We start from the raw sequence: 12,369 nt of genomic DNA on the forward strand, positions 1-12,369 counted from the left end.
AAGCTGCTCGATGCGTTCCTCGCTTTCTGGCGGCAACACGGCCAGCCCCTACTCGGCAGCGTCCACTATCACGAGATTGCCCCACACCTGGTGTTGATGGCCTTCCTGCACCGCGTCGTCAACGGCAACGGCTCGCTCGACCGCGAGTACGCCATCGGCACGCGGCGCATGGACCTCTGCCTGCGCTATGGTGGCCCGCAGCCCGTTACGATGGGCATGGAACTCAAGGTCTGGCGCGACGGCGAGGCCGACCCCCGCGACGAGGGGCTGGCCCAACTCGACCTGTACCTCGCCGGGCTGGGGCTCGAACGAGGCTGGCTGGTCGTCTTCGACCGGCGCAGCGGCCAACCCCCCATCGCCCAGCGCACCACGGTGGAGACGGCCATCTCGCCGCAGGGACGCACGATCGCCGTCGTCCGGGCGTAAGACCAAGTACTATCGAATTGGATGCCTCCATCGCGTCCTGATGCGCTCGGCTCTTTCCTATTTTCTAGCTCCTAAATCCTTGTCTTAGGAGTGAAGCGAAGGGTGATCGAGAAACTATGCTACGTTCTTTTCTCAGCGGGATCGGGTTTTGGCTCGGCTTGATGGAGGGGTTGGCCGGGCAGGGTGAGTTACGTGGGTTGAGGTGGGGGCTAGGCCGCCTGGGGCCGTTGGTCAGCGTCGGTGCTCTGGCAATGGCCCGGCCAGGGCCACTGGCCCTGGCAACGAGTTTGCCCGTGGCAACGGCCCTCCAGGTTGGCCTGGCAAGCCTGCGCCACCCCCAACTCAACCCGCGCCTCCGGTTGCAACCCGGACAATATCTTGATCGGACGATTGAACGTGTTGCGATCGAAGGGGCCTATGGCCCAGTTCCTGCCCTGCATATCACCCCAAGCACCGGGGCGCGATCAGCAGTTTGTGTCGCTCACGGCTCGGGGTGCGACAAGACCTTCTATGCGTGGCGGCTAACTGACGAATGCATCGGACACGGTCTTGCCGTGCTGCTCATTGATCTCGATGGGCACGGCGAAAGTCCCCGCCCCCAGGCGTATCCAGCGATCCTCGAGAGCGTCGCCGGCCCGGCGCGCTGGCTTCGCGAGCGCTATGCCCGCGTTGCCTTGCTCGGCATGAGCCTCGGCGGGGCGGTGACGGCCCGTGCGGTCGCCGAAGGTGCGCCATGTGATGCCCTGGTACTCTGGGAAGTGGCGCCGCAGCTGCGCCTCAATGCCGACGAATATCGCCAGGTTCAGCGCAACGAAGCTCTCCGCATCCTCCGCCCGACGTTGCTCCATCTCTTTCGCGATGGCACGCTTTACCATATCGTGCAAGCCTGGCAGACGAGCGGCATTCGGGCCGAGATTGGCACATGGGATCTTTTTGATCACCTGGATCTCATGGAAAGCCTGGGCCGATTGAAGGCCCAGGCGGCCCGGCCACCACTGCTCTTGATCTATGCGGGAAGGGATGCCGTCGTACCTGAGGAAGCGGCTGAAGCAGTGCGGGTAACCAGCGAAGGCTGGGGCGAATTTCACCTGATCCAAGGGGCCAGTCATGTCTCGCTGCCGAGCGAACCCACAACGATCGGCATCACCGTAACGTGGCTAGCGGCCAAATTACGGCTTTAATCGTAGTTTTCGTGGACTAAAAAAAGCCAGCATAGCTGGCTTTTTTCAGTCCACCACGGGCCGATAAGGATCACTGAGAACGCACATTTTTCGCAGGGTCAAGGATTGCGTCAATCAAGCCGTAATCAATCGCTTGTTGAGGCGTCAAATAGGCATCACGGTTGAAATCCTTCTCGATCCGTTCGAGCGTCTGGCCGGTATGCTGCGCCATCAATTCGCGAATCATCCGCTGGAGACGCAGCATTTCGCGGACTTGAATTTCAACATCGGGGGCATAGCCTTCGGCACCACCACCGGCAGGATGCGAGTGAATGGTCGCGTTGGGGAGGGAAAAACGCTTCCCTTTCGCCCCACCACAGAGCAGCACCGTCGCCATACTTGCCGCCCGCCCGACGCACACCGTGCAAACATCAGGCGTAATCAGTTGCATCGTATCGTAAATCGCCAAGCCAGCACGGATCACGCCGCCGGGGCTGTTGATATAGAGCCAGATATCTCGCTCAGGATCTTGATGTTGCAACACCAGCAACTGAGCCACCACGAGTGACGCCATGTCATCATCAATCGGCGTACTGATCATAATGACCCGCTCTTGCAACATCCGTGAAAAGATGTCCCACGAGCGCTCACCACGCGCGGTACGCTCAATAATGGTAGGGACTGGCAACGAAGCCATACATATTCTTTCTATTGCGGGACGAACTTCCGTAGAAGTAGTATAGCACGTTCAGCCCTTGCGCTCAGCTAATTGCGTCAGAATCGCCTCGTGGCGTTCCCGTGTAAGCGGGTAACGATACACCAGGATCATGCCGATCACCAATAGCACCGTCGGCACGGGGCCGATCATCCAGCGCAGGGCGAGCAGCGCACTTTCGGGTTGTTCGCCGGGCAAGAGATCACGATTGAAGCCGTACCACTGCAAGGCCTGCAACGTCAACGCAATGCCAACCCCGACCGCCGTCTTCTGCGTAAAGGTCATCACCCCGTAAAAGATACCCTCGCGTCGCTGGCCGGTATTCAGTTCATCAAGATCGACCACATCGGGCAACATGCTCCAGGGCACCAGGTAGGCCGTCGCAATGCCGACCCCCGCCAGCGCCGCCAGCACAATGGCGAGCGTAATCTGGTCAGGCCCAAGGAAGAAAAGCCCGGACATCACCGCGATCCAGAAGCACATGCCAATATAATAGACCCGTTGCTTGCCGATCCGACGGCTCACCGCGCTCCAGACAAAAAGAAAGATCATGGCGGAACCCTGCACGGCCAGCAGCACAATCGGGAACATATCGGCCCGACGCAGGTAAAAAGTTAAATAAAAACCGATCACATTTTGCGTGATCTGAAGAGCCATCCACGAACAGAGGTAGACACCAATGACAAAGAGGAAGGGTTGATTGCGCAGTGCAATCTGGAATTGCTGACGCAGCGGCAGCGTCATCGTCGTTGCCGGGGGCGTATAACGCTCGCGCGTCCCCAACACACACCAGAGAAAGGGCCAGATCATCACAACGCCAAAGATAACCGCCGACAAGAAATAACCCGCCTGCGCCTCGGCTGGCAGGCACCGATTCGGATCGAGACAGAAACGCGTAATCAGAATGCCATGCAACACCCCGGCAATCAGGCTCCCGCCGATGCTAAAGGCAAACCGAAACGAATTGAGCGCAGTGCGTTCATCGTAATCACTCGTCAACTCGGCAGTCAACGAGGTATACGGCACATTCACGATCGTATACGCCGTATTGAAGGCCAGAATGACCACCAGATAATAGAAAAACCGCCCGGTCTCACCAAGCGGTGGCACCCACCAGAGCAGCATATAGATCAGGCCAAACGGCACCGCCCCCACCAGCATCCAGAAACGACGACGCCCAAACCGTGAGCGCGTCCGGTCGCTAATCAGGCCCATCCACGGATCAGTAATCGCGTCCCACACCCGACTGAGCAACAGAATAAGCCCGACCGCGCCAGGGTTAAGCCCGGCCACCGTCGTCAGAAAGAGCGCCTGGAAAAACCCCACGATAATCGCCGCCATACCAGGGCTTACATCACCAGCCCCAAACGCAAAACGTGTCTTCAACGGCAACCGTTCATGAACTGCACCCACCGACGCTGGAGGTGTCGCCTGCTCAGCCATAACGCACTGCTCCTCTGTTGTACTGTTCTTGTGCGGGTGAAAAGAGCGAGCTTTGCTGGACGTTTTCGCCAGCACAAGCCCCACTTATCTGTAAGGATTACTATATCACCACTATCCTCAAAAAAGGTATAATCTCTGTGCGCTTTGCGGCAAGAGAGGCGGAGAGATATGGACGGGGCATGAACGAACCAAAGAGGCCAACCATCACCGACGTTCATGAACCCACGCGACCATCCGGGCAAACCGCGCCAGAATATCGTTATGTCAATCCATGGCGCGCCATCTGGTATCAGCCACGCCTGGCCTTGCACTCGGCGCTGGCCTTGCGTTCAACGCTTGAAACGTGGATCCTCAGTGCATTCGCGGGCATAAGCCTGCTCTTTGGGTGGGCCGCCTGGGGAGAGCTCGGCGTCGAGTTGAGCAATGGTGAGCTGCTCGCACTGATTCTGCTCACAGGGCCTTTCTTTGGCGGGGTCGTCCTGATGCTCGGGGGGGTATTGTTGCGCGCCGGCGGGTGGATGCTCGGGGGGCGAGCCAGTCCCTGGCATGTGCGGCGAGCCCTGGTCTGGTCAAGTATGCCCATGCTTGTCGGCCTTCCCCTCTGGATCATCGCACTTGCCCTCCCAGCCTCAGCAAGCCACATAACCACAACAGTCTATGCAACACAGGCGGGACTCTGGGGATGGGCCGGGCTTTTGAGCATCATCGGCCTTGCTGAAGCACACCAGATCTCACTCGTGCGGGCCCTCCTCTCATGGATCCTGGCAATCGCCCTCATCGTCGGTGGGTTTATGGCGCTCTTTGGGGGATCGGCACTCTTGATTACCCTGCTGAATAAGAACTGAGAGGCAGGCTTGACAAGTATTTTTGCTGTATGCTAAAATAAAATTTAGGTAAGCCGAAATTTGAAAAAAGACGTGGAGCGTGACCTTATGTTGATGCGTATGCTTAGTCTGATCATTGTTGCCGTTGTTTTGCTTGCTGCCTGTGGGCCTGCCGCTGACGTTGCGCCACCCGCAACCGATGGGCCGACTGCGCCCCTCAAGGTTGTCGCAACAACCCAGCAAATTGCCGATATGGTACAGAATATCGCCCAAGATCGGGTTGAACTCACTACCTTGCTTGGCCCGGGCCTTGATCCTCATTCGTATGTTGCCACCGAGGGTGACTTGCAGACCTTCCAACAGGCAGATCTCATCCTCTACAACGGTCTGCAACTCGAAGCACAGCTTGAACGGGTGCTCAAGCAGATCGGTGAACGGGGGCAGGTGCGTACGGTCGCAGTCGCCGAGCAACTTGATCAGCAGTTGCTGTTGCAGTGGGAGCCCGAAGAGGGCAAGCCGTACGATCCTCATATCTGGAATGATGTTCAGCTCTGGATCGAAGTCACCTCGATCATTCGTGATACGCTGAGCGAGCTTGATCCTGATAATGCAGCCTTTTATGCCACGAATACAGCCGCCTATGTCACCGAACTCGAAGCTCTCCACGCCACTCTGCTGGCCGAGGTTGAGCGCATCCCCGCGGCGCAGCGCGTCCTGGTGACAGCACACGATGCCTTCGGCTACCTGGGTCATGCCTACGGGCTGACGGTGGAGGCGGTGCAGGGCATCAGCACCACCAGCGAAGCAAGCGTCGGTGATATCCAGGCCCTTGCCACGCTCATCGTTGAAAACAACGTCCCGGCGATCTTCGTTGAATCAACGATTTCACCGCGTACCATCGAGGCCGTGCAGCAGGCCGTGCGTGCCCAGGGCCGTGACGTCGCCATTGGAGGTGAACTCTACTCTGATGCCATGGGCGAGCCAGACACGCCTACCGGGACATACCTTGGCATGATGCGTCACAATCTTGATACGATTGTCGCGGCGCTTGCCCCGTAAGCGCTGTTCTCGGTTTGTGCGTTGAAAAAAGCCAGCTACGCTGGCTTTTTTCAACGCACAAACGCTTAGGCGGCGACCTGCGACCCCGTGCGTGAAACGTGGGCGGCAACCGCGTTTATCTTGATAGCGCTTTGTGGCAATTCTCGGCCTACAAGCCCCTATCCGCGATGCATTTTGGTATAATACGCCTATGCCTACCTTTACGATTGATGGTACGCGCATCTATGCGCGCGAAGATGGGCCGCGGACAGGCCAGATCTGTCTGTTGATCCACGGCTGGTCAAGTTCGTGGTATGCGATGTCGCCGCTGTTGCCTATTCTCAGCCGGCGTTTTCATTGCCTTGCCGTTGATCTGCCTGGGTATGGCAATTCCGAACGTCTCCCTACGCGTACCACGATCATGCGGTATGTCGATCTCTTGGCCAAACTCGTTCAGGAATTTACCGATAGCCCAGCAACCCTGGTAGGCCATTCGATGGGGGGGATGATCAGCATCACCATGGCGCTGCGCTATCCCCAGTTGATTGATCGCATGGTGCTGCTCGCGCCAACGATCAGTGGGCAACTCTCGGCGTGGATTACCTATGCGATTGCGCCGATTACGATGCTTGAACGCCTTGCGGTTGCCGATCGCCTGGTTTCGGCGATGGAACCATCGTTGTTGCGCATCACCGATCGCTTGATGCGCCCTGCCTCGTTTGCCGAACGGAGTGCGATTAGCGAGGCTGATTATCTGCGCCTGCGGGCGGATGCGCGCCGTCCCGGGCAGGGTCGTGTGCGCGCCGAGTGTTATACCGCGATGCGCGATAATGATCTGCGTGGCCGCTTGCGCAACCTGGAAACGCCCGCGCTGGTCATCTGGGGGGCCGAAGATAATACCGTTCCCCTGCGTGATGCCGGGGTTGTCGCCGATGAGTGGGTTGGCGCTGATTTGCGCATTGTGCCCAAGGCCGGTCACTGGCCGCAGTTCGAGACGCCTGAGTTCACCTGGCGTATGCTGGCTTCGTACCTGGCGTTGCCCCTCATTACAACGCGCCTGGAGGATTCAACCACGTCGGCGGTGATCACGAGTGAGGTGGCTAGCTTTCTCGCCAACTCGGATCTTGGCAGTGGTTTGAGTCTCGCGCAACGCACGCGTCTGGCAGCTCTGATGCGCCGACGCGTCCATCAAGCCGGGGCAATGGTGGCTGAAGCTGATGAAGCCTGCACCGATCTCTATCTGATCCAGGATGGCTCGGTTGAAGTCTGGACAAGTGCCGTTGACGAGCATACCCCGCCGCGCCAGCTTGCGACGGTCTTGCGCGGCCAACTCACCGGCGAAATGGCCTTGATTGACGGTGGGCGGCGAAGTGCCGCCCTACGGGCTGGTTTAGATGGTGCGGTGGTGCTGGTGTTGCAGCGTGAACAGTTACGTGCACTGCTAGAAGATGATCCTGCCCTCGGCAATGCCGTGGTCTGGAATCTGGCCTCGTCGCTGGCGTTGCGTTTGCGCCTCGCGAATTTTCAGATGCAGATGCTGGCAGCACAACTGCAAGGTGGGGCGGTCGGCGAAACAGTATGAAGTTGGGTGCTGCAATCCACAAGCCAGCATCGGCCAGGGAACATACTATGAGGGAGCCTGTATGAACATTGGTGTTGCGAAACAGCTTGATCCGGTACGCACAGCAGGTTTGGTGACCGGGGATGTGGTGGCTTTTCTGGTCTTTGCGGCAATTGGACGGGGGAGCCACGGGCTCGCAATTGGCCCGGAAGCCTTGGTTGAGGTTGCACGTACCGCCGCGCCCTTTCTGGCTGGCTGGCTCGTGGTGGCACCACTCGTTGGGGCCTATAGCGATGCTTCCACCTCGGATGTTGGTGGTATGCTGCGTACGACTCTGCTCGGTTGGAGTGGCGGCATCATCATTGGCTCGCTGGTGCGTGCGGCGATCATGGGGCGCTTTAGCCCGATCTCGTTCTATGTCGTCACCTTTATCGCCGCGCTGATCCTCGTCGGTGGTTGGCGGACGATCTTTGCCCTGATCGAACGACGTTAGCGTCTTTTGGAGCGCACAAACAGGCCAGCAAAGCTGGCCTGTTTGTGCGCTCCACGATCATTTCAGAGGATCTGACTCAAGAAGAGCTTGGTGCGCTCGTGATGTGGGTTGGTGAAGAAGTGTTCGGGGGTGCCCTCTTCGACAATCTGGCCGCGATCCATAAAGACGACGCGGTCGGCCACCTCGCGGGCGAAGCCCATTTCGTGGGTGACACAAATCATCGTGATGCCCTCGCTGGCGAGCGTCTTCATCACATCGAGCACCTCTTTGACCATCTCGGGGTCGAGCGCCGAGGTTGGTTCATCAAAGAGGATGATACGCGGCTCCATCGCGAGTACGCGGGCAATCGCAACACGCTGCTGCTGCCCACCCGAAAGCTGTCCAGGGAATTTCAACGCCTGCTCGACGATGCCGACGCGTTCCAGCAGTTCGAGCGCCCGCTGCTCACTCTCTTTGCGCGTCTTTTTGCGCACCCAGACCGGGGCAAGGGTCACATTTTGCAGCACCGTCAGGTGGGGAAAGAGATTGAATTGTTGAAAGACCATGCCGACTTCGCGGCGGATGGCATCGATATTGCGAATATCGTTGCTCATCTCGATCCCATCAACAACGATTCGACCCTGCTGATGTTCTTCCAGGCGATTGATCGTGCGAATGAAGGTACTCTTGCCGCTGCCCGAAGGACCGCAGACGACGACCACTTCACCCTTCTTTACCCGAATCGAAACATCGTTGAGCGCTCGGAATTCACCAAACCACTTGCTTACATTCTCGCAAACGATAATATCTTCACTTTTATCACTCATCTTGCACCTCTATTCAGATTCGCCTCGATCTGGCGAGAGCTACGTGACATCGTAAAGCTAAAGATCCAGTAGATCACCGCGACGACAAAGAAGGTCTCGCGCCAGACGCCACCGGGGAACCCGAGCCATTCGGGCTGAGTATTGATGGCACGGGCAACGCCGAGCAGATCGAGCAGACCAATGATCGCCACGAGGGAGGTATCCTTAAAGAGCGAGATGAACTGCCCAACGAGCACCGGAATAACCGCTTTGAGGGCCTGCGGCAGGGTAATCAGCAGCGTGGTCTTCACCACATTGAGGCCGAGCGCACGTGCGGCTTCAACCTGACCTTTGGGGATCGACTGAAGGCCACCGCGCACATTTTCGGCAAGGTAGGCGGCACTAAAGAGCGTCACCGCGACCACCGCACGCACAACCGCGTCAATGCGCACTTCCGAGGGCAAAAAGAGGGGCAGCATCAACTGGGCCATAAAGAGCACGGTAATGAGCGGAACACCGCGGATCAGTTCAATATAGACCACACAGAAGAACTTGACCACGGGCAGACTGCTGCGCCGACCGAGGGCGAGCAAGACCCCAAGGGGGAACGAGAGCACAATGCCACTGACAGACAGCAGCATTGTCAACATCAAGCCACCCCAGAGGTTGGTTGGGACGGTGGCGCCGCCAAAGCCCTGGAGGATCAGGATGATCATGGGGTAGGCCAGAAACCAGCCCGCAATAATCGGCCAGCGCAACCGCTCACCGCCTGCGCGTCCCGCCGCATACGCCCCACCGACTAGCGCGGCAATGCCAACAAGCACGAGTTCGGTCGTCAGTGGGGCTGGTGGATTCGCCGGGGGCAACTGCGTCCAGAGGGCAGTCAGCACAAGCATCATCCCAGCAAAGCCAATCGTCAGCGCCTGCGCAATCCCGCGCCAAACACCACCGCTGAGGCCGAGCAGGACGGCCACGAGGGCGAGAGCCAATTGCGGGCGCCACAACTCAGCCGCAGGATAACGACCAACCAGGATCAGGCGTCCATTGGAAGCGGCCGCGATCCAGCCCTCGGTAGTAAAGGCCCACTGGAAGAAACCGGTAACAACCTGAAAGACGATCACCAGCAAGACGATCGAAATCAGTGAGTTGTACCAGGTACTGAAGAGATTTTTGCGCAGCCAGCCAGGAACATCAATCCCTGGTTGGGGCGCACGGGCCTGACTCTGGGAAACCTCAGTTGCCATGCTACTCCCTAACGCTCGACGAGCTGAATGCGCTTGTTATACCAATTCATAAACAACGACGTCACCAGGCTGACCGTGAGATACGCCGCCATCACCATCATAATCACCGGCACCGTCTGGCCGGTCTGATTGAGGGTTGTGCCGGCAATCGAGAAGAGGTCAGGATAACCAACCGCGACGGCGAGGCTACTATTTTTGGTCAGATTCAGGTACTGACTGGTCATCGGCGGGATCATAATGCGCAGGGCCTGGGGGAAAATAACCAAACGCAGTGTCTGCCCAGGGGTCAGGCCCAGGGCACGGGCGGCTTCGCGTTGTCCCTTATTGACGGCCTGAATGCCGCTACGCACAATCTCACCGATAAAGACCGAGGTATAAATCACTAGGCCAATCAGGAGGGCCGCAAAACCAGGGGTGAGCCCGATGCCACCAACAAAATTGAAGCGTTCCAATTCAGGAACCGAGAGGGTCAGCGGCCACTCGCCCTTGGTGAGGCCGACAAAGAGATAGCCAATGGTGACGACGGCACCAGCAAGCAAAAAAGCCTGCGGCATCGCGACACCGGGGCGGTCACGGCGGGCAAACTGGATGCGGCGCACAACATAAAAGGCAATGCCTGCCAGCAGACCAAGCCAGAGCCACGGAACCCACGCGCCAAAGTCACTGCCTGTTTCGGGCCATGCCATCGTGACCCCGCGGTTATGTAAATAGATCAGCCCGAAAATACTGATGCTATCTTGCTGGCGCGGAAAGGTCTGGGTCAGGGCAAGCCACATAAAGAGTTGCAACAAGAGCGGCACGTTGCGCACAATTTCGACATAGACCGTGGCAACATTGCGCAACAGCCAGTTTTCGGAAAGGCGGCTGATGCCCAGCATGATTCCGATAATGGTGGCGAGAATCACCCCTGCGACAGCGACGCGGATCGTGTTGAGTACCCCAATCAGCAACGCATAGCCATATGTATTGCTTGGGTCGTAGGCAATAACACTTTCACCAATCGAGAAACTTGCTGGTTGGGAGAGAAAAGCAAAACTTGGGAGGAGATTCGCTTGGCGAAGTCCGGCCATCATCGTCGTGTAGAAAAACCAGAGCACACCTACCACAATGATGACAAAGAGTACCTGAAACAAAACAGCCAGAATGCGCGTGTCGCGCCAGAAGGGGATGGTTGTCTTTTGCACTGGTGGCGCAGCAGTTGCCATCGCTTGCTCCTCTCACAGCATAAAGAGTGGCCCGTCTGCCGGTGCAGACGGGCCGAGGGGCTTTCTAGCGGAAGGGCGGTGAGTAGAGCAACCCACCATCGGTGTAGAGCGCGTTCTGGCCGCGAGGCAGGTTGAACGGTGTCTCGGGGCCAAGGTTCTGGTTGTAGATCTCTTCGTAGTTGCCGACGCTGCTAATAATGCGGGCAGCGAAGTCATTGGGCAGACCAACGCCCTGCCCAAGCTCACCCTCGACGCCAAGGAAGCGGCGAATGTCGGGGTTGTCACTGGTCAGGAAGTCGCCAATATTCTCGGAGGTGATGCCGAATTCCTCAGCCTGAATGGTCGCGAGCACGATCCAGTTGATCGCATCGGCCCACTGCGCATCGCCCTGAAGCACTGACGGGCCAAGCGGCTCCTTCGACATGGTCACGTCGAGGATCTTGTGGTCGGCCGGCACGGCCAGCTTGGTCTGATAGCTCACCAGGCCCGACTTGTCGGTGGTGAAGCCGTCACACTGACCGGCATCGTAGGCGGCAGCCGTCTGGTCGGCATCCTCAAAGACCTGCGGGGTGAAGTTCACACCGATGGCACGGAAGTTGTCAGCCAGGTTCAACTCGGTGGTCGTCCCACTCTGGACACAGATGGTGGCACCCTCCATGTCCTCGAGGGTTTCGATGCCACTGTCGATACGCACCATCATGCCCTGGCCGTCGTAGAAGGTCACGGGGCCAAAGTCAAGGCCGACCGAACCATCGCGGGTCAGCGTCCAGGTCGTGTTGCGGATCAGCACGTCGACCTCACCCGTCTGCACCGCAGTGAACCGCTCCTGGGCGGTCAGCGGGCGGAACTGAACGGCGGTGGGATCATCAAAGAGAGCGGCAGCAACCGCGCGGCAGAAGTCAACGTCGAAGCCGCTGAACTCGCCAGCGCTATCAACGTTGCCGAAGCCGGGCAGCACCTGGTTGACGCCACAGATCAACTCGCCGCGGGTAAGAATGGTCTGGATGCGCCCACCAGCGGTCGGCTGCTCGGTCACACCACCAGCAGGCGGGGCCGTGGTCGCAGGCGGGGCTTCGGTGGCCTCGGGCTGAGCCGGGGCTGACGTGTCAGCAGGGGCTGCCGGAGCCGACGTATCGGCGGGAGCGGGCGAGGCCGGGGCCTGGGGAGTTTGTCCACCACACGCTGCCAGAATCATGGCAAGCGCACCGACGAGAACGATCAGAAGCTGTCGTTTCATTTGGTCTCCTGTCCCTTACATATGCTCTACGCGGCGACTCGGCATTGAAACGGTATCAACGCCACGTCACCGCAACGAACCCAATGGGATGACTTCAGCGTAGGAAGCTGAACAGTGGCACTCGCGGCCGGGGTGTTTTGTGAATTTGTCACACTGGAATTGGCTCTCCCGCACTTTCCGTGCAGGCAGGGCGAGAACCAACGTGCTAGAATGATAGGTTTGAGCATACGTTTGTATT

11 protein-coding genes and 1 pseudogene are annotated in these 12,369 nt (G+C 58.5%); 6 read left to right on the forward strand and 6 right to left on the reverse strand.

Annotated elements, in window-relative coordinates:
- Positions 1 to 426 (forward strand): annotated as a pseudogene (locus EKD05_RS23845) (ATP-binding protein); the annotation flags it as partial.
- Between the two features lie 116 nt (positions 427 to 542).
- A complete protein-coding gene (locus EKD05_RS23850; protein WP_240695916.1) occupies positions 543 to 1,607 on the forward strand; it encodes an alpha/beta hydrolase in 1,065 nt (354 codons plus the stop codon).
- A gap of 70 nt (positions 1,608 to 1,677) precedes the next feature.
- On the opposite strand, the gene EKD05_RS23855 is transcribed toward EKD05_RS23850, so the two are convergent.
- Positions 1,678 to 2,283 carry an ATP-dependent Clp protease proteolytic subunit gene (locus tag EKD05_RS23855; protein WP_129677861.1) on the reverse strand — a complete coding sequence of 202 codons (606 nt, stop codon included), beginning with the start codon at positions 2,281 to 2,283 and terminating at the stop codon, positions 1,678 to 1,680.
- 51 nt (positions 2,284 to 2,334) lie between these two features.
- On the reverse strand, positions 2,335 to 3,744 hold the full coding sequence (locus EKD05_RS23860) for an MFS transporter (RefSeq protein WP_129677863.1): 1,410 nt from the start codon (positions 3,742 to 3,744) through the stop codon (positions 2,335 to 2,337).
- 179 nt (positions 3,745 to 3,923) lie between these two features.
- On the opposite strand from EKD05_RS23860, the gene EKD05_RS23865 reads away from it, so the two are divergent.
- The 4 genes from EKD05_RS23865 to EKD05_RS23880 all read left to right on the forward strand — a co-directional run bounded on the left by EKD05_RS23865 (position 3,924) and on the right by EKD05_RS23880 (position 7,660).
- The gene (locus EKD05_RS23865; RefSeq protein ID WP_129677865.1) at positions 3,924 to 4,589 is read left to right on the forward strand and encodes a Yip1 family protein; all 666 of its coding nucleotides are present in this window, start codon (positions 3,924 to 3,926) and stop codon (positions 4,587 to 4,589) included.
- An 87-nt stretch (positions 4,590 to 4,676) separates the two neighbouring features.
- A complete protein-coding gene (locus tag EKD05_RS23870) occupies positions 4,677 to 5,627 on the forward strand; it encodes a metal ABC transporter solute-binding protein, Zn/Mn family (RefSeq protein WP_129677868.1) in 951 nt (316 codons plus the stop codon).
- A gap of 190 nt (positions 5,628 to 5,817) precedes the next feature.
- A complete protein-coding gene (locus EKD05_RS23875) occupies positions 5,818 to 7,188 on the forward strand; it encodes an alpha/beta fold hydrolase (RefSeq protein ID WP_129677870.1) in 1,371 nt (456 codons plus the stop codon).
- A gap of 61 nt (positions 7,189 to 7,249) precedes the next feature.
- Positions 7,250 to 7,660: a DUF3054 domain-containing protein gene (locus EKD05_RS23880; RefSeq protein ID WP_129677872.1), complete on the forward strand. Its 411-nt coding sequence runs from the start codon at positions 7,250 to 7,252 to the stop codon at positions 7,658 to 7,660.
- A 62-nt stretch (positions 7,661 to 7,722) separates the two neighbouring features.
- Here the strand turns inward: EKD05_RS23880 and EKD05_RS23885 are convergent, their stop codons facing one another.
- The 4 genes from EKD05_RS23885 to EKD05_RS23900 all read right to left on the reverse strand — a co-directional run bounded on the left by EKD05_RS23885 (position 7,723) and on the right by EKD05_RS23900 (position 12,131).
- A complete protein-coding gene (locus tag EKD05_RS23885) occupies positions 7,723 to 8,466 on the reverse strand; it encodes an amino acid ABC transporter ATP-binding protein (protein ID WP_129677875.1) in 744 nt (247 codons plus the stop codon).
- Positions 8,463 to 9,689, reverse strand: a complete 1,227-nt coding sequence (locus EKD05_RS23890) for an amino acid ABC transporter permease (RefSeq protein ID WP_129677877.1) — start codon at positions 9,687 to 9,689, stop codon at positions 8,463 to 8,465. The genes EKD05_RS23885 and EKD05_RS23890 overlap by 4 nt, the downstream gene beginning before the upstream one ends.
- Positions 9,690 to 9,697: 8 nt before the next feature.
- A complete protein-coding gene (locus EKD05_RS23895) occupies positions 9,698 to 10,894 on the reverse strand; it encodes an amino acid ABC transporter permease (RefSeq protein WP_129677879.1) in 1,197 nt (398 codons plus the stop codon).
- Positions 10,895 to 10,958: 64 nt separating this feature from the next.
- On the reverse strand, positions 10,959 to 12,131 hold the full coding sequence (locus EKD05_RS23900; protein ID WP_129677881.1) for an amino acid ABC transporter substrate-binding protein: 1,173 nt from the start codon (positions 12,129 to 12,131) through the stop codon (positions 10,959 to 10,961).
- Positions 12,132 to 12,369: the final 238 nt, after the last annotated feature.

The organism is Candidatus Chloroploca sp. Khr17 (assembly GCF_004138165.1).
Lineage (GTDB): Bacteria > Chloroflexota > Chloroflexia > Chloroflexales > Chloroflexaceae > Chloroploca.

Bases quoted from the DNA above. Each gene is read 5' to 3' on its own strand.
- EKD05_RS23860 (WP_129677863.1), bottom strand. From the start codon at position 3,744: ATGGCTGAGCAGGCGACACCTCCAGCGTCGGTGGGTGCAGTTCATGAA.
- EKD05_RS23890 (WP_129677877.1), bottom strand. From the start codon at position 9,689: ATGGCAACTGAGGTTTCCCAGAGTCAGGCCCGTGCGCCCCAACCAGGG.
- EKD05_RS23865 (WP_129677865.1), top strand. From the start codon at position 3,924: ATGAACGAACCAAAGAGGCCAACCATCACCGACGTTCATGAACCCACG.
- EKD05_RS23895 (WP_129677879.1), bottom strand. From the start codon at position 10,894: ATGGCAACTGCTGCGCCACCAGTGCAAAAGACAACCATCCCCTTCTGG.
- EKD05_RS23880 (WP_129677872.1), top strand. From the start codon at position 7,250: ATGAACATTGGTGTTGCGAAACAGCTTGATCCGGTACGCACAGCAGGT.
- EKD05_RS23900 (WP_129677881.1), bottom strand. From the start codon at position 12,131: ATGAAACGACAGCTTCTGATCGTTCTCGTCGGTGCGCTTGCCATGATT.
- EKD05_RS23855 (WP_129677861.1), bottom strand. From the start codon at position 2,283: ATGGCTTCGTTGCCAGTCCCTACCATTATTGAGCGTACCGCGCGTGGT.
- EKD05_RS23875 (WP_129677870.1), top strand. From the start codon at position 5,818: ATGCCTACCTTTACGATTGATGGTACGCGCATCTATGCGCGCGAAGAT.
- EKD05_RS23870 (WP_129677868.1), top strand. From the start codon at position 4,677: ATGTTGATGCGTATGCTTAGTCTGATCATTGTTGCCGTTGTTTTGCTT.
- EKD05_RS23885 (WP_129677875.1), bottom strand. From the start codon at position 8,466: ATGAGTGATAAAAGTGAAGATATTATCGTTTGCGAGAATGTAAGCAAG.
- EKD05_RS23850 (WP_240695916.1), top strand. From the start codon at position 543: ATGCTACGTTCTTTTCTCAGCGGGATCGGGTTTTGGCTCGGCTTGATG.